17 protein-coding genes and 1 tRNA gene are annotated in these 20,829 nt (G+C 52.1%); 11 read left to right on the plus strand and 7 right to left on the minus strand.

Annotation, left to right across the window (positions count from 1 at the left end; translation table 11 throughout):
- Positions 1–31: 31 nt before the first annotated feature.
- Entirely contained in the window at positions 32–3,565 is a 3,534-nt protein-coding gene (locus LZ463_RS09675) for a hypothetical protein (RefSeq protein ID WP_241455418.1), read from the minus strand.
- A gap of 354 nt (positions 3,566–3,919) precedes the next feature.
- On the opposite strand from LZ463_RS09675, the gene LZ463_RS09680 reads away from it, so the two are divergent.
- On the plus strand, positions 3,920–4,234 hold the full coding sequence (locus LZ463_RS09680; protein WP_241455419.1) for an AEC family transporter: 315 nt from the start codon (positions 3,920–3,922) through the stop codon (positions 4,232–4,234).
- Between the two features lie 92 nt (positions 4,235–4,326).
- On the opposite strand, the gene queG is transcribed toward LZ463_RS09680, so the two are convergent.
- Positions 4,327–5,421 carry a tRNA epoxyqueuosine(34) reductase QueG gene (gene queG, locus LZ463_RS09685; protein ID WP_241455420.1) on the minus strand — a complete coding sequence of 365 codons (1,095 nt, stop codon included), beginning with the start codon at positions 5,419–5,421 and terminating at the stop codon, positions 4,327–4,329.
- 89 nt (positions 5,422–5,510) lie between these two features.
- Between queG and tsaE the strand changes: the two genes are divergently transcribed.
- The 3 genes from tsaE to LZ463_RS09700 are packed head-to-tail and all read left to right on the plus strand — an operon-like array spanning position 5,511 to position 7,956.
- A complete protein-coding gene (gene tsaE, locus LZ463_RS09690; RefSeq protein WP_241455421.1) occupies positions 5,511–5,996 on the plus strand; it encodes a tRNA (adenosine(37)-N6)-threonylcarbamoyltransferase complex ATPase subunit type 1 TsaE in 486 nt (161 codons plus the stop codon).
- The gene (locus LZ463_RS09695) at positions 5,960–7,420 is read left to right on the plus strand and encodes an N-acetylmuramoyl-L-alanine amidase (RefSeq protein WP_241455422.1); all 1,461 of its coding nucleotides are present in this window, start codon (positions 5,960–5,962) and stop codon (positions 7,418–7,420) included. Before tsaE ends, LZ463_RS09695 begins: the two co-directional genes overlap by 37 nt.
- 11 nt (positions 7,421–7,431) lie before the next feature.
- Positions 7,432–7,956: a hypothetical protein gene (locus LZ463_RS09700; protein WP_241455423.1), complete on the plus strand. Its 525-nt coding sequence runs from the start codon at positions 7,432–7,434 to the stop codon at positions 7,954–7,956.
- Positions 7,957–7,971: 15 nt separating this feature from the next.
- Here LZ463_RS09700 and LZ463_RS09705 read toward each other — a convergent pair whose 3' ends face one another.
- Positions 7,972–9,297, minus strand: coding sequence for an aminotransferase-like domain-containing protein (locus LZ463_RS09705; RefSeq protein WP_241455424.1), 1,326 nt, complete (start codon positions 9,295–9,297; stop codon positions 7,972–7,974).
- 92 nt (positions 9,298–9,389) lie between these two features.
- On the opposite strand from LZ463_RS09705, the gene LZ463_RS09710 reads away from it, so the two are divergent.
- Positions 9,390–10,022 carry a LysE family translocator gene (locus LZ463_RS09710; protein WP_241455425.1) on the plus strand — a complete coding sequence of 211 codons (633 nt, stop codon included), beginning with the start codon at positions 9,390–9,392 and terminating at the stop codon, positions 10,020–10,022.
- 111 nt (positions 10,023–10,133) lie between these two features.
- A complete protein-coding gene (locus LZ463_RS09715) occupies positions 10,134–10,793 on the plus strand; it encodes a hypothetical protein (RefSeq protein ID WP_241455426.1) in 660 nt (219 codons plus the stop codon).
- A 336-nt stretch (positions 10,794–11,129) separates the two neighbouring features.
- Here LZ463_RS09715 and LZ463_RS09720 read toward each other — a convergent pair whose 3' ends face one another.
- A complete protein-coding gene (locus LZ463_RS09720; RefSeq protein WP_241455427.1) occupies positions 11,130–11,783 on the minus strand; it encodes a DedA family protein in 654 nt (217 codons plus the stop codon).
- A 94-nt stretch (positions 11,784–11,877) separates the two neighbouring features.
- Between LZ463_RS09720 and mutL the strand changes: the two genes are divergently transcribed.
- From mutL to LZ463_RS09740, 4 genes are all read left to right on the plus strand, one after another.
- The gene (gene mutL / locus LZ463_RS09725; protein ID WP_241455428.1) at positions 11,878–13,782 is read left to right on the plus strand and encodes a DNA mismatch repair endonuclease MutL; all 1,905 of its coding nucleotides are present in this window, start codon (positions 11,878–11,880) and stop codon (positions 13,780–13,782) included.
- A gap of 13 nt (positions 13,783–13,795) precedes the next feature.
- A complete protein-coding gene (locus LZ463_RS09730; RefSeq protein ID WP_241455429.1) occupies positions 13,796–15,028 on the plus strand; it encodes a multidrug effflux MFS transporter in 1,233 nt (410 codons plus the stop codon).
- Complete coding sequence (gene miaA, locus LZ463_RS09735; protein WP_241455430.1) at positions 15,025–15,984, plus strand: tRNA (adenosine(37)-N6)-dimethylallyltransferase MiaA; 960 nt, start codon at positions 15,025–15,027, stop codon at positions 15,982–15,984. The genes LZ463_RS09730 and miaA overlap by 4 nt, the downstream gene beginning before the upstream one ends.
- 166 nt (positions 15,985–16,150) lie before the next feature.
- Positions 16,151–16,227 (plus strand) — tRNA-Met (locus LZ463_RS09740).
- A 189-nt stretch (positions 16,228–16,416) separates the two neighbouring features.
- On the opposite strand, the gene LZ463_RS09745 is transcribed toward LZ463_RS09740, so the two are convergent.
- Positions 16,417–17,193, minus strand: coding sequence for a hypothetical protein (locus tag LZ463_RS09745; RefSeq protein WP_241455431.1), 777 nt, complete (start codon positions 17,191–17,193; stop codon positions 16,417–16,419).
- Positions 17,194–17,696: 503 nt separating this feature from the next.
- The gene (locus tag LZ463_RS09750; RefSeq protein WP_241455432.1) at positions 17,697–17,999 is read right to left on the minus strand and encodes an ElaB/YgaM/YqjD family protein; all 303 of its coding nucleotides are present in this window, start codon (positions 17,997–17,999) and stop codon (positions 17,697–17,699) included.
- A 280-nt stretch (positions 18,000–18,279) separates the two neighbouring features.
- Here LZ463_RS09750 and LZ463_RS09755 point away from each other — a divergent pair, with 280 nt between their 5' ends.
- Positions 18,280–20,319: an AsmA family protein gene (locus LZ463_RS09755; RefSeq protein ID WP_241455433.1), complete on the plus strand. Its 2,040-nt coding sequence runs from the start codon at positions 18,280–18,282 to the stop codon at positions 20,317–20,319.
- Positions 20,320–20,506: 187 nt separating this feature from the next.
- Here LZ463_RS09755 and LZ463_RS09760 read toward each other — a convergent pair whose 3' ends face one another.
- Positions 20,507–20,701 (minus strand): hypothetical protein, encoded by a 195-nt coding sequence (locus LZ463_RS09760; RefSeq protein WP_241455434.1) that lies wholly within the window; start codon positions 20,699–20,701, stop codon positions 20,507–20,509.
- Positions 20,702–20,829 lie beyond the last annotated feature (128 nt).

The raw sequence follows: 20,829 nt of genomic DNA on the forward strand, positions 1-20,829 counted from the left end.
ATTTGATCGCTTTCTGATAAATAGCAGGGGTTTATTTTTTATCTTCTGACGTGCTCAGTTTGAGCCAACCTTCTTGAATTTCGAGCACCTCGTCCCAATTCGCCTGGGTATTGGCCGGCCCGATGTGGGTAGCCTCACTCGCCTCGCGCCTGGCAATCCACGACCACTTGTGGTCTGCTTCTGTGGGCAGGGGTAAGGCAATCTTGTCCGCCGGGCTCAGGATAGGCGCTGTCAAAAACCATGCTTCCATTGCCTTGAGTGCTGGTGCATAGTGATCTGGTGCGATTTCGTGTACCTCTGCAGGCAAAATCCCGGATGTGACATGCACCACACCGCGTGGGTCCAGCAGCATGGTCAGGTTCACTTCACCGTCGGCGATGCAACGCTCTATCCAGGTGTCATTACCAGTCTGGTATGCACCATAGTTGCCATCCTTGTCTTCTATCCAATACCCCAATAGTCCATCGTTCAATTGCCGGCTGTCTCCAAGACGAATCTGCAATTTCACCCTGCTCACACCATCGCTTGATCGCTCGAATTGTTTACCATCACTTTCAAAAAACTTTTCAAGATCAATGCGGAAGCAGTCCCAGCTTTGGTTAATCGCCGGATGTCCCTGTAGATCCAGTTTCAATTTTGCCCGCACCACGGCAATTGGTCTTCCAATCAAAAGTGCCAGGGCTTCATGTTCGGAAGAGCGCGCCGGGTTAATGTGCTCCAGTGCCGTATCCAGTTGCTTAAAAAAATTGGCTGGTGCTTTTGTGATTAACTCTTCTACCATCACGCCAAGATACTTGGGCAGTTTCTCAGGCTTGACTGGTGCGGCCCCCGGTGCGTATGTCCACTTGAAATCGCTATCAAGCGCCCCTTGTGCCTTGCCGCTGGCATCATAGACCATGAGACTTTGATCCAGCTGGTTTTGCAAGAACCAGCCACAAACCGGTGTCGTTGCCGGGTGAGAGTTCATCTCAACTTCGCCATTGTCACCTGCAAGCCATTGAAAAAATATCCGCGCTGCTTGTGTCAGCCGGGGGGGCAATGAAAAAAAACCTGATTCGCCTGATGCTGCAGGCATCAACTCGCTCGCCAGCCAGTTTTTTACGTCCAGATCTTGCACCCGTCCAAAGGTATCTACCAGACGCAAATCAAGCACCTTGAAGCCACCACTACGTATCAGGTGAAAGTCGTCCAGTGGTTGTGGCGCAACCCAGGTGTTTGAGCCCACAGCCTGTTTCACACGGCGGGTGAATGCTTTGGCATCTTCAAATCCCAGCGGTTCGTCAAGTGGCAGTTGGAAGGTTTGCTTGTGCATCAGCAAGGCTTCGTTAAAGCCATTCAACGCTTGTGCCAATACATGGAATTGCGCATCGTCAATCACCGATGCAACCTCGAGTATGGTGTCTACGACTGTATCAGCAATCTTGGGGTCTGCTTTTTTTGTGTCGTACCATTCCTTGATGGCATGAACGTGGGTTTCGAAAAAGTCGTTGCTGCGCTCTTTTGGTGGGATAGCCTTGTCCTCGAAATATTTTGGCAGCAGCCTTAGCGACAAGAAAGCATTGATGCGCTCAGAGAGTTTCAGTTTGGCGTGGCCCGTTAGCAAACTGCTGCCCGTGTAGATACTTGCAGCTTGTCCGGTCCCTGCTTTGCCTGCAATAGCGGTCAATTCCACCTGATCATGATCGAGCTTATAGGTGTTCAGAATAAAATCAGGATCGTAATGGCGATTATGGGCAGAAAGATTGTTCTTCTCTTGCACGGGTTTCATCTCCACCCGCCAATCGAGTGAGAATGGATGCCATGTTCCTGGCGGGTCTTCGTGCGTGCCGCCTTTGAATTGACCTATGAGCTCGGAGAGCGTATCAATGTTGGACAGGTCCAGGTCCTTCGTCAAAACGCCACATGGATGTGGGCCGCTTTGAAAGTGGCGAGTGGTCATGCGCAAGCCATTGCCGGAAATCAGCAGTACCGGCTCATTCGGGCGGAAAAAACGCATTCCCGGTCGGGACTGGAGTTGTTTCGGTGTGTGCAGCAGATCTTCGAGTTCTTTTTTGCACTTGTCGCGGTTTGCTGTCAACTGCGTGAGCTGTTCTTTTTTGTCAGCAATAGGGATAAGCTGGTGTTTTTCTATGAAAAACCGCACTTCGTCAATGTCCGGGTAATCGTCACGTGCATCGCCAGGTGGATAGGCGCACAGCATGTATTTGTACCAGTCTGCATACAGCTGCTTTTGCATGCAGTCCAATTCACAGATTGCCTGATCGAGTTCGCGTTGTGCCAGGTTGAGTTGATTGAGCAAATGCGGCTCTTTTATCGCATCGGCAGCAGGGATGGTATCGCTGAGTGGCAAGTTTTTCTTGGCGCTGGCATCGGTTATGCGTATGCCCCACACCGTCCCCCCGGTAAGCGAGGAAAACCCGCGATCATGTCTTGCATGCTGAAATTTCGGTCCAATGTCTAGCGTCAAATGATCAATGCGCTCTGACAAATGCAAGGCCTCCAGCTTGGCTTCGAGATTTTCTTTCACATGATGAAGACGGGCATCGTGTGCCAGCAATGCCGACAAGGCTTCAGTGGCAGTATTGCCCATTGCCACGGACACATTGTCTGGTTTGAAAGTGTCTGCTTTCTTGTCCATGCTTATGTGTGCATGGAAGATACTCGCTTTTGGCAAAGCCGCCTGTGCGTCTGCTATCTCCCAATTGAATGCATCCTTTAGCGCATGCTTCAATACTGCAGCTTCATCGATGGTTTGACCTGCCTTTTTCAGATTTTGGTGGGCTATTTCCAGGGCTTCGCTCATTGCTTCACTATTGAGCCAATCCTGGCCAGGATCACTGTACCAACCGATGACTTCGTATCTAAGCCCGCTTACGTCAGTGGGTAACTCGGCATCATGCAATCCGAACACGCTCAGGCAATTGGAATACAGCGCAGCAAATGTGGGTTCGCCCAAGCCGCCTTTGGGGGGCACGGTATTACTCATCTCTCTGGGATTGGGCTGGTATCCCACTACGGTTAAACGATAGTTTTTGCTTGAAAGATATTCGGGGGTAGTGTCGTTTTCTATCTGCGGACGTATCCGTCCGAGGTAACGAAATGGTCGCTCCCCTTTTTGCCTGTCACATGGGAAGGGGATTGCCACGCTGTGCAGGGTTTTGCCATCGGCTGGCGGGAATACGGTTTTGTCCGGGTGTAAATAATCGCTTTCTACCACCCATTGCTTGTCTTGTTTTTCATTTTGAAGACGCGTCACCAACCACCTGTTTGGCACTGCCGGGAAGAGCATGCCTTGCTCATAGCCGGCGGGAACCTTGCTGCTGCCGTGTGCCAGGGCATCAGGCAAGCTCCAGTGCAGATGTACCCCTGGGGGTAGAACCAGCGTCTGGTTCTCAAACGGATACGATGCCAGATCTTCACTGATGTTTGCAACGTCAGGGTTGACTTCATGCTCGCCATTCCAGTAGGGCATGCGTGTGAAATCTGCTTTTGCGTTGACAACTGACAGTGGCGCCGTCAAATGCAGTGCATCCAGACGAATGGGGACGGTCAAAAAAACTGTCATATCTCATCCATTTCCTAGGCAAGTCGGAAGGCGTGTAATATTTTATTTTTATTTTTATAATTGCATAATGTACATTCTAATCTTCGCAGTTTCCAATAAAACATTGCACCTTGTTAGGTATTTGTCTGTAATTGGAGAATTTTGTGACGGGAGCATTAAAAGCTTGAAGAAATGAAGCGTCATTCAAGGCATTATTTATCAATTTGCAATTATTAAATTGAAAATGAAATGCTGATTGTGTTCACACCGCACATATTGAGCAAAGTGCTTTAGCAAGTACTTTCGACATACCAGGTCCCCCTCATTCAAGAAAATCAAAACGCAATTCATGAGGTATCCGGTCTCAGGTTCAGCATGCTGGAAATCCATCTCACGAAAGGTATCAATGCCACCCTGCCGCGTCTGCGCAACGCCTCGATTGCGCTGGGCCTGCTGGCGATAGGCGCGGGCATGCGCCTGTCAGGTCTGCGAGAAGCCAAGGGGATTGCTGCCTACTTCCTGTCCGCCAAACTGCTGGCCCTGCCCTTCATCGCCTTACCGTCGGTCTCAAGCGCTTATGTATTAGCCGCCCGCATGGGTGGCAACGGATTCTTCGTGGCTTTCCTGCTTTCGGCCAGTACGGTGCTGTCGGTGTTGACTTTGCCGCTGTGGTTGAGTCTGGTCAGGTGAAAGCGACAAGCGAAATTAGCAATAAGAGTTTGCAGCAAACGCCGCCAGGCTCCTGCCTGCGCAGGAGTGACGAAATGACGGGTACGGTTGATTTACGTAATAGACAAAACCTGAATCCCGTGCTGCCCCAAAGCCCAAACCACATGCTCCCTCACCATCTCTGAGGGATGATCTAGCCGTGACTGCAACACCGCGACTATCTCGGCATCCCCATGCATGGCGGATGCCGCATTACCGAGGCCGACTGCAATATTGCGCAACCAGCGTTCATGGCCTATGCGGCGTATCGGGCTGCCTTCCATGATGCGCAGGAACTGTTCTTCGTTCCAGGCAAACAGGTGCACCATACGGGCATTGTCGAGACCGTTTCTGACAGCAAAATCATCAACGGCAGCAACCTGGGCAAACTTGTTCCAGGGGCAGACCAGTTGGCAGTCATCGCAGCCATACACACGGTTGCCTATCAAAGGACGTAATTCCACCGGTATGCTGCCATGCAATTCTATGGTCAGGTAAGACACGCACAGACGGGCATCGACGGTATAAGGGGCGACGATCGCCCTGGTCGGGCAAACATCCATGCAGGCGCTGCATTGGCCGCAGTGCGCACCTACCGGCTCATCAACGGGCAGTGGCAAATCAACCAGTATTTCCCCAAGAAAGAACATGGATCCGGCCTCGCGACTGAGTAAAAGACTATGCTTGCCACGCCAGCCCAGGCCAGCCTTGGCTGCCAGCGCCACTTCCATGACAGGGGCAGAATCGGTAAATACCCGGAAACCATATGGTCCTATCGCCTGCTCTATGCGTTCTGCCAGTTGTTGCAGGCGGTTGCGCAAGACCTTGTGGTAATCGCGACCACGCGCATACAGGGAAATGACGGCCATGTCCGGCCCCTGCGCAAGCTCGGCAGTACGCCAGTTCTCATTTTGCGGCAGATAATTCATGCGGGCAGAGATCACCCTGACCGTGCCTGGTACCAGTTCTGCCGGGCGGGTGCGCTTGCTGCCATGGCTGGCCATATACGTCATTTCACCATGGTAGCCTGCGTCAAGCCAGGCCTGGAAACTGTCTTCAATATGACTTAAATCAACATCGCCTATACGTAATTCAGAAAACCCCAATTCCCTGCCCCACAGGCGTATCTGTCCGGCCAGGTCGGCCAGGGCCTGCTGACTGATACTCATAGCCCCCTCCCGCTGGCGCTGACAGGGGTCAGGCGATATGTTATATATGCAGCTTGAAGCAGGATCATGAATAAGGGACTTTGCAGGAAATGTCACATTATAAGACTACACTCGCCGATGAAGCAGCAACCCAGGCACTGGGAAAATGCCTGGCCCATGCACTGGCGCCAGGTATGAGTATTTTTTTACATGGCGACCTCGGCGCCGGCAAAACTGCCCTGACACGCGCCATGATCCATGCCGCCGGCCATGCCGGTAATGTCAAAAGCCCGACCTACACCCTGGCAGAGCCCTATCAGGTCACATTGAAGGGGCAGGCTGTCACCATCATGCATTTTGACCTGTATCGCATGGTCAGTGCAGATGAATTTGCCGAGGCCGGCTTCAGGGAAGAATTTAATGACAGTAATATTTGTGTGGTGGAATGGCCGGAAAAAGCGGATGGCCTGCTACCCAAACCTGATTTGAATATATTTTTGCGCGTCGCCGGTGACGGTCGTGAGGTAGAATTGCACGCGTTGTCTGCTAAAGGTATCGCATGTCTCGCATCACTCAAGTTCGCCCCGAATCTGTAAGCGCTGAAAGTACGTCGGGTACTGGTATCGCGCACTCTAAAAAACGCCGCGTCCTGCTCAAGGCGGGCGGCACCCTGCTGCTGTCAGTACTGGCGCCCGCCGCCAATGCGGCGCAGATACTGGCCGTGCGCGTATGGCCAGCAGAAGACTATACCCGTGTCACGCTGGAAAACGACAGTGAACTGAAGACCAGTCATTTTGTACTGAAAGACCCCTATCGCCTGTTTGTCGATATCGAGGGTCTGGAACTCAATGCCAAGCTCAAGGAGCTGGTCGCCAAGATCAAGTCAAACGATCCTTACATCAAGCAGGTGCGCGTGGGACAGAACCGGCCCAACGTCGTGCGCCTGGTATTTGACCTGAAAGAAGAAGTCAGCCCGCAGGTATTCACCCTGGAGCCCGTCGGCAATTACAAGCACAGGCTGGTGTTTGACCTGTATCCGGCCAATCCAGTCGACCCATTGACTGCCATGATAGAAAAAGGCGAATGGAATAAGGATGCCGCCAATAAAACAGCCGCCCCGAATGCGACCACCAACCCGGCAGATATCCTGGCCGGCAAGAGCGAGGGGAAAGCTGATACCAGGGCCGACAATAAAGCCGAGGTCAAAACCGAACCAAAAACGGATGAGAAATCTGCCAGGGCCGATACACCCAATAATGCACATCAGGATAAGCCAGCAGATAAACCGGCTGAAAAAGCCGTTCAGCTGACACGCATGATCACCATCGCCATCGACCCCGGTCATGGCGGTGAAGACCCCGGTGCAATAGGCCGTGGCGGCAGTCGCGAAAAAGACGTGGTACTGGCGATTGCCAAACGCCTCAAGGCCAAGATAGAGCAACACCCGAATATGCGTGTCATGCTGACCCGTGATTCAGACTACTTTGTTCCCTTGAATGTCAGGGTGCAAAAAGCCCGCGCCGTGCAGGCTGACCTGTTCATGTCCGTGCATGCGGATGCCTTTGTCAATTCAAGTGCACGCGGCTCTTCTGTCTTCGTCTTATCAGAAAAAGGAGCCAGCTCCACCGCAGCACGCTGGCTGGCGGATAAAGAAAATGCGGCCGACCTGATCGGTGGGGTCAATATCAAGACCCACGACAAGCAGCTTGCCAGCGTCTTGCTGGATTTGTCCACGACAGCGCAGATCAATGACAGCCTCAAACTGGGCAAAGTTGTGTTGAATGAAATAAGTGGCATCAACAGACTGCACAAGGGTGCGGTTGAACAGGCTGGCTTCGCGGTACTAAAAGCACCAGATATTCCCAGTATCCTGATAGAAACAGCCTTCATCTCCAACCCGGAAGAAGAAGCCAAACTGACCGATGATGCCTATCAGGATCAACTGGCTGATGCGGTCATGAAAGGGATCAAGAAATATTTTTCCAAAAACCCGCCTTTGGCAAAAAATCGCATGACATGATAGGCCCGTGTATGAGGACAATACTCGCCGTCACTTTGGCTTTGATGTTCATCCCGTCCGTCAAGGCCGAAGACGTAGCCAGTACTCCTGTTTATGTGGAGATGAAGGTTATCAGTTGCACCTCAGCCCTGCCACTGATAGAACAAAAGATCAAAAATGCAGGCTACACTAACGAAGAACTGGAGCACACTCGCCTGTCAGCCCGTGGTCTCGGTCTGCTGACCGCCCAGCCTCTGCAAGAAGTGGAGTATATTCAAAGCTTTTATGATCATAGCGCTGATGTCTACAAGGGGCGAGTAAAAAACCTGGGAAAGGTAGCGGTACGCCAGTTCATGAGCCCAGGGAAGGACGTGGATTTTTGTACCCGGTTTTATCTGGGCAAGACGCAATTATTCGAAACTACCGAACATTTGAGCTGTGGCGAAATCAAGGCCTGGTCCAAGCATGTGACGGTTGCTCAATGCCTGACGGATTTGCCATCAGCTCATGGCCTCAATACGACGATACGGGAGTTAAAAAAATTTCCGGCACGTTGAACCTGCTCAACTGCTTCATACCTTGCAGGCCTCGTTGACCTTTGCCAAAGCCGTTGACAGGATATCTGGCGGTACTGACCCCAGCGCCAGCCGCAGAGCCTGAGGTAAGGCAATACTGGCAGCAAAAGCCTCAGCTGTCGCCACCATGACGCCTTGTTGTGCCAGACTAGCCGCAATCTGATCTGCACGTAATCCCTCAGGCAGGCTCAGCCATAAATAATAGGCACTGGGATGGGCGGTCAGCATGCAGTCAGGCAAAGCCATCCGTGCCAATTGCTGCCTTTTCCTGGCGTCCTTGCGCTTTTTGATTTCCAGCGCATCGACAACCCCGTCTTCTATCCAACGACATGCCAAGGCTATCATCAGTGAAGGAGTATTACCAGAAGTGACGCGAATAGCTGTTTCCAGTGCAGCTATTTTGGCTGCGGGCGCCGCCAGCATGCCTATACGCAAACCTGATGCCACGCTTTTTGACAGGCCGGAAATATAGATAGTCTGCTCTGGCGCGTGGACAAACACAGGTTTTGGTGCGGGTTCAGCCAAAAATGCATAGGCACCATCTTCAATGATCAGAAATTGATATTGCTGCGCCAGCCGCGCCAGTTGGAGCCGCTCTTTTTCAGTCATGACCGTACCCATGGGATTATGCATGGTGGGCATGACATACACGGCACGCACTGGCCGTCGCTGGCACAGGGTGGCCAGGGCTGGCAGATTCAACTTGCCGCTGAGCAAAGGCAGTGCTTCCACATCGAGCCTGGCCGATTGCGCCAGGGTTTTCATACCAGGAAAAGTCAGTGCATCCATCACCAGAATATCACCTGGAGCCAGGAAAGCCTGCACTGTTACCGCCAGTGCTTGCTGAGCACCGTTGACGATGAGCACCTGCGAGGCTGGCAGACGCAAGCCCCGATTACGTAAATGCCTGGCAAAAATTTGCCTCTCATGCAAACGGCCACCTTGCGGCGCGGCGTGCAGCAATGCGTCCAGGTCGCCTGAGCTGGCTATGCATCGCAAAGCTTCGCGCAGCATCTCATCCTGCCCCGGCAGGCAAGGGTAGTTAAACACCAGGTCGACTGCACCTGATTGCAGAGCTTGCTGCTCCAGTCCCAATCCGCGCGGAAGGCTGGTATCGCGCACGAAAGTGCCGCGCCCCATTTCACAGCTCACCAGGCCATGACGTTCAAGTTCCGCATACACGCGCGATGCCGTAGCCAGGGCAATGCCATGCTCATGCATGAGCCGGCGCAGTGTTGGTAATTGGGTGCCGGGTCGTAATTTACCATTACGAATAAGATGAGCATATTCATCAACAACTGTTTTGTAACGCGCCAGGGCCATAAGAGTATCTAGAACATTTTTTTTACTGTATCAGGTCAAAAGGCTACACTGCCAGCATCTTTTCTGCAATCAATCACTAAAGGATGCAAGCCATGATCAGCATGAGCACCTTCACCACCTTCTGTATTGCCGTTTTGCTTCTGCTTTGCTCTCCAGGCCCGAATATGGCCTTTGTCATGACTTGTGGCATGCAATACGGCACGCGCGGTGGTATCGCTGCGGCGGCAGGTATTGCTGTTGCCGATATCGTGCTGACCATACTGACAGCCAGCGGCATCACCGCCATCATCACGGCCTGGCCCCCTTCTTTTGACCTGATACGCTATGCAGGTGCTGTGTATTTATTGTGGCTGGCCTGGAAAGCTCTGCGCACTACTGGCAGCAGTGGCAAGTCAGCAGATAGCACGGCGCCTCCGATCTCCTTAACCACAGTATTTGCACAGGCAACCCTCAACAGCCTGCTCAACCCCAAGGCTTTATTGTTCTTTATGGTGTTCCTGCCGCAATTTGTGGACATGCAAGCTGGCCCAGCCTGGCAGCAATTACTGGTATTGGGCTTGATATTGACCTTCATCAGCACAGTGTTTCACGCCTTGCTCGGCAGCTTTGGTCATGCCATCCGCCAGATGCTGGCCCGCTACGCCCATGCTGCCAGATTGCAGGCGCGCCTGCTGGCCGCCGTGCTTTTGATGCTGGCCTTACGCCTGATATTGATGACGCGATAGCGGATCAGCATGCATTTTGAGGTTTGATGTTATCTGTATGCTATGATTTATCAACATTGATAAAACATCAGGGGGACAGCTTTTCCCTCCTTACAGGAAGCACCTAGCTCTATGGCAATCAAAACCATCTTGAATGTAACTGCCCTGGCCGGCGTTAAAATCACGTCCCGCCTGATAGGCTATACCGTGTTCGGGCTCTTCTTCAACCTGGTGTTGTTCCTGTTTTTCGCGAACTGGGCTGGCAGGTATAACAGTGGCCTGCCCTGGTTAATGCTTTGTCTGACTACTTTGCTGGCCCCCATACTGTATTTTCTGATGGGTAAAAAACAGGGGGTCGCTGCGGCCCTGCATTTTCTGGTCGAGCAGCATGGGCCTGACCTCAGTCAGTTTGTTGTTGGCAAACTGGCTGATAACTACCCGCAATTGCTGGACAATGCCCATGCCGCAGGCAATTCCAGCGCCGCCATTCATGAAAAGATAAAAACCCTGCTAAACAAACTGAGCGAGCAATCGCCAGTCAACAAACTTGTCTTCACTGCGCTTTTGCAAAAGTTTGATTTCATTTCCGTAATCAGCCGGGTATTGGAAAACAATCCGGCAGCCGGCTCAGAAAACCGTGAAGAAACGGTGGGCAGAATTGCCAAAGCCCTGGAAGAAAAAATGAATGCAAATGAATTGAAGCCGGACCTAAGTGCCCCGGCCAGACTGGTGGCGGGTAACGTGGCAGTAGCCTTGGTCTGTGCCAGCATACTGCCAATACTATTCAGATAGACCGGGATTGACTGTCTGTATCAGCATCAGAATCACAAACCGTATCAGCAGCTATCCAGCGCCTGACACGCCGCGCAAACCATGTCTGCGTCCCTCGCGGCAGCCAGGCTACATAGTGAGCTGGCTGCACCAGCATGCCGCAGCGATATTGCCTTGCATCGGCATGCCATTCCAATGCCTGGCAAGAACCACGAAACTGCCAAAGAAACACCCTGGCCACTGGACAGGGTTCAGCGGCGCAACAGACCCCACATCCATTGCAAGTCTGCCCCATGACCGGCTTCTGTGGTGCATCGACATGCAACCAGACTACACTTGAAGAGGTGTGCCCGGGTTTCACGACACGGTACGTTTGCGCCTGAAAAGGCGCCACAGGCCACCTAGTACGACAGGCACGACAGCGGTGGCAACACCAATCAGGACGATGGTGTTCAAATGATCACGGAAGATAGGGATGTTGCCAAAATAATATCCACTCAGCACGACACTGAATACCCACAACAAGGCACCGAGTACATTGTAGAGCTGAAAAGTCTTGTGCGTCATTTCAGAAAAACCTGCCACGAAAGGAGCAAAGGTACGTACCAGCGGGATGAACCGCGCCAGCACGACTGTCTTGCCACCATGCTTTTCATAAAACTCATGGGTCTTCATCAAGGCATTGCGGTCTATCCAGCGAACATCTTTTTCCATCACCTTGTGGCCTATCAGGCTGCCTATCCAGTAATTGATGGAATTACCCGTTATCGATGCAACCACCAGCAAGGCAATCAATACCCAGACATTCAAAGGCGAGTCGGGAGAAGCGCACAAGGCTCCGGCGATGAATAGCAGGGAATCCCCTGGCAAAAAAGGGAAAACAACAAAAGCCGTTTCGCAAAAAACGATAGCAAACAAAATGACATACACCAGCATGCCATACTGCGTAACGAAGCTACCCAGCATTTTATCGACATGCAAAATCATGTCGAGGAGTTGCATAAAATCCATTATTGTCCCAGGGTCTAGATAGTCTGTACATAAAGCCGCCGCAATCATACACCAGACGGCGCGAACTGCGACGCCTGACAGGTATAATCATGGGATGAATTCGAACAGCACACCCCACCGCCCCATACAGGCCCTGCCCGATAACCTGATTTCCCAGATCGCCGCCGGCGAAGTGGTAGAACGCCCGTCTGCCGTCGTCAAGGAAGTGCTCGAAAACGCTCTTGATGCCGGCGCCAGCAATATCGTCATCCGCCTGGAAGAAGGGGGAGTCAAACGCATCGCCATTACCGACAACGGTCGTGGCATACCGGCAGACCAGTTGCCATTGGCAGTAGCCAGGCACGCTACTTCCAAGATCGCCTCACTGGATGATCTGGAAAACGTCGGCACCCTGGGTTTTCGCGGTGAAGCGCTTGCATCCATTGCCTCGGTCGCCCTGCTGACGCTGACCACCCGCACGGCCGACGCACCGCATGCCTGGCAGATAGAAAATGGCAAGGTCACACCAGCCTCAGGTGCACAGGGGACCACGGTCGATGTGCAGGACCTGTATTACAACACACCAGCCAGACGGAAATTTTTGAAGTCTGAACAGACAGAATTTGGGCATTGCGCAGAAATCGTACGCCGCATCGCCCTGGCCAGGCCGGATGTATCCTTCTCGCTCAGTCATAATGGCAAGGCGGTGGATCACTGGAACGTCAGCGCCATCGATAAGCGCAGCGCACAGATTCTGGGGGAAGCTTTTTCCAGCGCACGTCTGCACCTTGATGAAAGCGCAGGTCCCTTGCGCCTGCATGGCTTTGTCGGTTTGCCGACTGCCTCCAAGGCAAGAGCCGATGCGCAATTCTTTTATGTCAATGGCCGCTTTGTCCGCGACAAGCTGCTGACCCATGCAGTACGTGCTGCCTATCAGGATGTCTTGCATGGCGACCGCTATCCCTCGTATGTGCTGGGACTGGACCTCGACCCGGCGCTGGTGGATGTGAATGTCCATCCTTCAAAAATCGAAGTGCGCTTCCGCGACAGCCGCTCAGTGCACCAGTTTGTCTTCCACGCCGTCAGCCGGGCACTGGCGCAGACTTCAGCCACGTCATTTGGCACGGTGCCAGCACCAGCGACGGCAGTATCGGGCAATAACATGCCCTGGATCAATGGTGAGCAAACCACGTTTGCAGCGCAGTTTGCCAATCCATCACCCTATGCCAGCGGTATTGGAGGCGGCAATGGGAGTAGCGGTGGCAGCAACGGAAATGGTTATGGCAATTACCAAACCCCTTACCGCCCCGCCCCGAATGGCAACGTCGCGCAAAGCCTGGAAAGCTATGGGGCTTTCTTCCGGCCAGGTAATGACAGTCCGGCCATCAATGCCCCCGCCAACACACCTTTTGCCGGTAACAGCCTGCCAGAAGACGAACATCCACTGGGTTTTGCCCTGGCGCAACTGCATGGAGTGTATGTGCTGGCGCAAAACAGCAAGGGACTGATCCTGGTCGACATGCATGCCGCCCATGAACGCATTCTGTACGAGCAACTCAAGAATGCCCTCGATGAAAATGCCATGCCTGTCCAGCCCATGCTAATCCCTGTCACTTTTTACGCCGATGCCGTCGAAGTCGGCACGGTGGAGGAGCATCAGGATACCCTGAAGTCGCTGGGCTTTGACATGGCTGCGATATCGCCAACCACCCTGGCCGTGCGTGCCGTACCTGCACTGCTGAAAAATGCCGATGCTCAATCGCTGGCCCGCGATGTCTTGCGTGAAGTACGCGAATTCGGTGGCTCACGCGTCTTGATAGACAGGCGCAATGAATTGCTTGGCACCTTGGCCTGCCATACCGCCGTGCGCGCCAACCGCAGCCTGACCGTGCCTGAGATGAATGCCTTGCTGCGGCAGATGGAACAGACAGAGCGGTCAGACCAGTGCAACCATGGTCGCCCGACCTGGGTGCAGCTGGGCTTGAATGACCTGGACAAAATGTTCCTGCGCGGTCAGTAGGGCGCAGGCAAACATGACTGATACGAGCAGACCCCAGTCACTGGAACAATTCCGTGCAGCGCCGCTGTTTTTCCTGATTACCGCTTTTCTCATGCTGCAGCCGCTGTCAACCGACCTTTACCTGGCGTCATTACCGAGCCTGGCCACGGTGTTTTCCGTACCGCCATCAACGGTGCAGTTGACCTTGTCCCTGTTTGTGGCAGGGTTTGGCGGTGCACAACTGGTGATTGGCCCCCTGTCAGACCGTTTTGGCCGTCGCCCCATCGTCATCGCCGGCCTGGGCCTGTACCTGCTGGCCAGCCTGCTGTGCGGCCTGTCGCAAAGCATGGGTATGCTGATCATGGCGCGCTTCTTACAGGCACTGGGCTGCTGCTCGGCCGTCATCATCGCGCGCGCCATTATCAGGGATGCATACCAACCACAAGACAGCATTAAACTGATTTCCAGGGCCAGCACCTGGTTTTCAGCCGCACCGTTGCTGGGACCAATTCTGGGCTCTTTCCTGCAGGTGAATGTAGGCTGGCGCGCAGCATTCTCCATACACGCACTGCTGGCACTGATTTTGCTGATCACAGTCATCTTGCGCCTGCCAGAAACCAATTTGTACAAAGACCCCAAGGCCACCGACATCTCGGGCTTGCTGCGTAATTACCGCATCGTGCTTGGCTCACCGCTGTTCTGGATGTACGCCCTACCGGGCGCACTGTCATACGGCTCTATCTTCGTCTTCATATCCGGCTCGTCAGTGGTACTGATCAAAGTACTTGCACTGCCCACTGCGTGGTTTGGTTACTGCTTTGCCTTTGGCGTGTCAGGCTACCTCGCCGGTACCGTGGTCTGCCGTCACCTGCACGCACGCTTTGGTGCCACCATCACACTACGCCTAGGCAGCAGCCTGTCACTGGCTGCCGGTGCGATCTTTTTAGCACTGGTCATTGCCGGTACCCATCACTGGTCCATGGTACCGTCTGTCATGTTTCTGGTAATGGGTGCGCATGGCATCAACTTTCCGATTTCCCAGTCCAATTCTGTCTCACCATTCCCGCAACAGGCAGGTACTGCCGCAGGCCTGATGGGCGCGCTCTACATGCTGGTTGCCTTTATCGTCGGCACTGTCGTTGGCGGCAGCCATAACGGCACCGTGTACCCGCTGGCCGTCATCGCTTGCTGCATGGGTACACTGATCTTCATTTCAGTATACATTCTTCCCATGCTGGCAGCAGCCCGCGCAGAGCAAACCGCATGAACAACACAAAACAAAACAAAGAACCGCCCGTCATCGCCATCATGGGGCCTACCGCCTCGGGCAAGACTGCCGCCGCCCTGGAAATTGCCAGACATTATCCGGCCGAAATCATCTCGGTCGATTCTGCCCTGGTGTACCGTGACATGAACATCGGTACAGCCAAGCCCACTGCCGAAGAACTGGCCGCCGTGCCACACCACCTGATAGACATCATTGATCCGGCTGAATCTTACTCAGTCGCACAATTTCGCAAAGACACACAAAGGCTGGTGACCGACATACAGTCACGTGGCAAACTACCATTGCTGGTGGGTGGCACCATGATGTACTTCAAAGCCCTGATGGATGGTCTGGATGACCTGCCCGGCGCCGACCCGGCCATACGGGCAGAACTTGATGCAGAAGCCGCACGGATCGGCGTACCCGGCCTGCATGCCCGCCTGGCCACACTGGATCCCGAGACTGCGGCACGCCTCAAGCCACAAGACAGCCAGCGCATACAACGCGCCCTGGAAATCATCGCCCTGACTGGCCAGCCCATGTCTGCCCTGCTGGCAAAACAGGAAAAAACCGCAGTGCCCTTCACCATGCACGCCATCTCGCTGGAACCGTCCGACCGCAGCGTGCTGCACCAGCGCATTGCCCTGCGCTTTGACATCATGCTCAGGCATGGCTTTATCGATGAAGTGAAGGCACTCAAACAAAGGCCGGACCTGCACGCCAATCTGCCGTCAATACGCTGCGTAGGCTATCGCCAGGCCTGGGATTATCTCGATGGCATCACAAACCTGGCAGAAATGCGCGAACTCGGCATCATCGCCACCCGTCAACTGGCCAAACGCCAGATGACCTGGCTAAGATCCATGCCCGACCGCATCATCATCGACTGCCTGGCAGGTGATGTACAGGCACAGATCATGGCCAGCGTGAAGTCAGTGATGGAAGTAATAAATTAAGCAAAAGCCAGTGAGCAAAATCCAGGATTCAAAGAGGAAAAAACCGGAAACTGGCAAACAAGCATTGCTAAGCCTTGCTTTTTATACCAACTCAAGCAGTTTATTGCAAAAAATTTGCCCAAGTATTGACAGCAGATCGTCAAACTGACATAATCGCAGGCTTCTTGGTGATATAGCTCAGCTGGTTAGAGCACAGCACTCATAATGCTGGGGTCGGTGGTTCAAGTCCACCTATCACCACCAGAATTTTATGGCAGCACAAGCTGCCAAATACAAAAAACCGCAACAGCTTCAATTGTTGCGGTTTTTTTGTTGGAAAATCAATTTAAACTTGCCCGGACCACAACAAATCTGCTTAGAGGATTTAAGTCAGCGGCCTTCAAAACTGCCGCCTGACATATCTGACATTTGTTCTTATTGAATCTGTCTGACTTATAAATCAAACATAGTTCGCACGCACTGGAGTTCATCGTCTTTTTTCTCCAATTTCTGACAATTGCGAATACGTGAGTTCATCTCTCTCAATTCAAGATATTTTTCGTTTTTCTCCTTGGCCCGGCATCTTGCCACATTGTATCCATAGATATAAAAAGTCCCGACATCAGGATTTTCATAAACTTCTGTAAGAAGTTGGGGCACTGAACGCAGTGTCAACTGGTCATTTTGCAATCCACCTCTTGCCATGGCATCGGCACTTTCTTTCGATATTCCCTTATCTCTGGCAGCGGCCAAATTTGATGCAGATTGGGCAATTTTTTCACACAGTGGTACTCGCTCCAACGGGTCCCATGCGGACAGTGGATGCTGATCAAGATAGTCGTTGATAGCGCGTTTATCTGCCTTTCGCCCCTTGTATTGGGAGCAGGCTTCGACAATTGCTGCCTGAGCTCCCGTACGCTTGATTGCAGGATCAGCATAGATCAGGTCATATAATTTGCCGACAACAGCAACATACGCTGACAGCGTATCAGTTGAGGTTTTCAGGTTTCGCTTCATCGAGTCACTAACTATCTTGAACGCCGCGTCTCTGGGCATCGCAGAGTCACGTCCATTCAAAGCGAAATCTGCGTACATATCCAGATTTGAACAAATAAATATTGTCTCCTCATCAATCGGGATTTGATTTTTTTCTGCGGCCCTTACTGATAATGAAAATCCCAGGCTCAGGATGATAAAAAAGAGAGAAACTATTTTAGTTTTAATGTTCATTTTCTGATTATTCAGATCAAGCATTCCCAAATAAAAGGGAACCAAATTATTTCAGCAAGAAGATATCTTACAAAAAGCATTTTTATTATCGCAAATAATAATAAAACAATCCACTTCACTCGTCGTGACCATGCATGACATGGCCACGAGCTGGCCTCCTTCCCAGTTGATTGACCCCCTCCGTAAATCCGGAAGCAGCTAGTCAACAGTGGATGATTTTTTTATTGCCACCTTGATGATCACCCTACCTGCCTGGCTCAAAGAGAGATCAAAACTGAGTATGTCGGCAGCACGAAGAAATAAAATCATTTGTATGCAGCCCCATGTTGAAATCCCATCTGTGAGCCAGGCCCATTACACAATATTTGATTGAACTATTGCTCATGACACGAGCAACAGTAAATCTTTCAGAAGGACTTTATTTTGATGGTTGTGGCGCTATCCGGCAAATAGTCAATTTGCTGTGAATGTAGTCGCGACTTCATCAATATATGACTGCCCATTCACTTCTCTCGCAGGATCAATCCCAAAAGCACTCCTGCTCCAGCGGCCACAGTGATTGCGCACCACGGATTTTCCTTTACATAGTCATCCGTTGAACGCGCCACTTTCTTGCCTGCCTCAATGGCGCTGTTATGCACTTCATGCAATTTTCTCTGTGCGCTGTCCAACATGCGCATGCCGCGCTGGCGTGCCTCCTCTGCTTTTTCACCACTCAGGGTGGCTGCGTCGGCAAACAGGGCCTGGGCGTCCTTGAGCAGCAGTTTGACGTCATGGTTTATTGCTTGCAGGTTGGATTCCAACATGATGTTTTCCTCTTTCTTTTTCTGATTGATGTGAACTGTGTACGAATTGTTTTTCAAGAGCATTGAATGAATACTGTCAGGCACGTATATTTATAAATTGATAGACCATGTATTTCAGTACGCTGGCGTACACACTCACATAATCCACAGGCGTCATTGAAAAAAGGACGCGATCACGGAATTTTCCATCGGTACGTCACCGTACATATGGCGGGGCGAATATCAGTTATCCTGTAGTCTCCTGAAGTCTGTCTTCATTATTAGTATTGGGCATCCTCGAATGAAACGACTTAAGCGTACTGTTCTATTGGTCGTGCTCAGCCTGTCAGCGATCACCGGCGCTGCCTTGCTGGTTCTGGACAATCTTGACTGGAACCGTATCAAACCCTGGCTCAACGCCAGTGTCAGCGAGGCGCTTGACCGCCCCTTCTCCATCCAGGGCGATCTGTCCATGATCTGGGAAAAACCGTCAGCGGAGGCAGCCATCGGTTTGGCAGGCTGGCGCAACCAGATTCCCTGGCCACATCTGCGCGCGCAAGATATACGCATAGGCCAGCCTGAAGAGTTGAAGCTGTCGGTGGCAAAAGAAAAATCAGTCGCCTTGCCAGAAGAAATGGCCAGCATACGCCAGCTGGATTTCTCCCTGAACCCTTTTGCCTTGCTCAGTAAAAAAATCATCGTCCCACAATTCAGTGTAGAGGCGCCGGTCATCCATTTGCGTCGTACCGCAGATCAAAAAAATAACTGGACTATCCCGGCAAAGAAAAAACCAGCAAGCTGGCAGTTGGAACTGCATCAACTGGTACTAAGCAAGGGAAAAATTCATCTCGTCGATGCAGTACGACAAGCCGATGTGGAGGTCGACATTGATACGATCAATGAAACCGACAAGGCTGAAGCACAGAACTATGGCATAAGCTGGAAACTGCAAGGCAAATTGAAAGACGAAGCACTGACTGCTGATGGCAAAGCAGGCTCCATTCTGTCCTTGCAACAGCAGGCCACACCTTTCCCCATTCTGGCGACTGTACGCATGGGCCATACCTTGCTCAAGGTAGAAGGCACGCTGACCAAACCCAGCGAATTAGCCGCGCTTGACATGCATCTGAGCGCATCAGGGGTCAGCATGGCGCGTTTGTATACGCTTACTGGTATCGTATTCCCGGAAACACCGGCATTCTCGACTGAAGGTCATTTGAAGGCCAGCTTGAGTCAACACAGCAGCCGTTGGATATATGAAAAATTCAGTGGCAAGGTTGGCTCCAGCGATATTGCCGGCAACCTGGATTTTCAGTCCAGACTGCCACGCCCTCACCTGACAGCAGATGTCAGCTCGCAAGTATTGAATTCTGCTGACCTGGCGCCGCTGATAGGCGCGGACTCGAATGCCAGCAAAATCAAGCGTGATGCACCGGCAGTGCAACCTGCAAACAAATTATTGCCAGTAGAAACATTCAAGGTCGCTCGCTGGAACGCCATGGATGCAGATGTCAGCTTCAATGCAGCCAGTCTGGTCAGGGAGAAAAAATTGCCCATCAGGAACCTGAAACTGAAGCTGCATCTGCAGGATGGTACCTTATCGCTGTCACCGCTGGATTTCGAGATGGCGGGGGGGCAAATGAGTTCCAGCATCATCATGGATGGCAGTGGTAAAGTACAAAAAAATACACTTGCCGCCAACATGAAGCTCAAAGCCCGGCATATAGAATTGAAACAATTGTTCCCTACCCTGGTCAACCAGCAGATGCGCGTCGGCGAACTCAATGGTGACGCAACCTTGTCTGCCAGTGGTAATTCTGTCGCCAGCCTGCTCGGCGGCGCCGACGGCGAAATCCGGGCCAGGGTCAATCACGGCACAATCAGCAAACTCCTGCTCGAAGAAATGGGGCTGAACATAGGCAGTGTGATTCTTGCCAGGCTGACTGGCGACAAGCAAGTCAAACTGAACTGTATGGTAAGTGATTTCAACGTTAGCAAAGGTTTGATGCAGACCAGAGAGTTCTGGATCGATACTGAAGATGCAATTCTGCAGATAGAGGGCAAAATCAATCTGTCACAAGAATCCATGGATTTGACTATCAAGCCTGAAAGCAAAGGTATCCGTGTACTGTCACTGAGAGCACCTATCTATATACGCGGTAATTTCCAGCATCCGGTTGTCAATATAGACAAAACTGTACTGGGGTTAAAGGCTGGTGCCGCCATTGCACTGGCAGTAACCGCACCGATTGCAGCACTACTCCCCCTGGTCAATGCCGGTCAAACGGACGATGGCGATTGCCTCCGTCCTGCAAGCAGCCCGTCGAAGCCACGCCGGTGAATATCTGCCAGCACAATCAATCAAAAGTTGCGCAATGAAGGCGAAGGATGAATCAAGCTGGGCAAGCACTATCCATGACCTGCTAGTTTTTACAAGATGTGGAAAGCGTCAAATTGAAAGGTGGCTGATACGAACAGAGGGCAAAAATCTTACACTTTCAATGTAAAACCACAGCCTCCATTATTGCTCAGTTACCATTGACCTTGATAATCGCAGCAGTTGTTTTTATTTCTGCAAGTACTTCCCTGATCGCAATTTCCAGCGTATATTTTTTTGCCTCCTGCTCCCGGATTGGTTCGGGGGTCCGGAAGAGGTGGCGGTTACGAATAGCCAGGGCTTTCTCATAAATCTCCAATGCGAATTGCATTTCTGTGTAGTCCATGATTTTTCCTCTTGTTTTGTTCTTGTAACGATGATCAGAAATTAGTTGCGCACAAAAAACTGCATCGACATCATTTCTGCAGTGAAAGCAGGTAGAACCCAGCAAAGTACCGGTCAAGCCCGGTCACG

The organism is Undibacterium paludis (genome assembly GCF_022568815.1).
GTDB lineage: Bacteria > Pseudomonadota > Gammaproteobacteria > Burkholderiales > Burkholderiaceae_D > Undibacterium.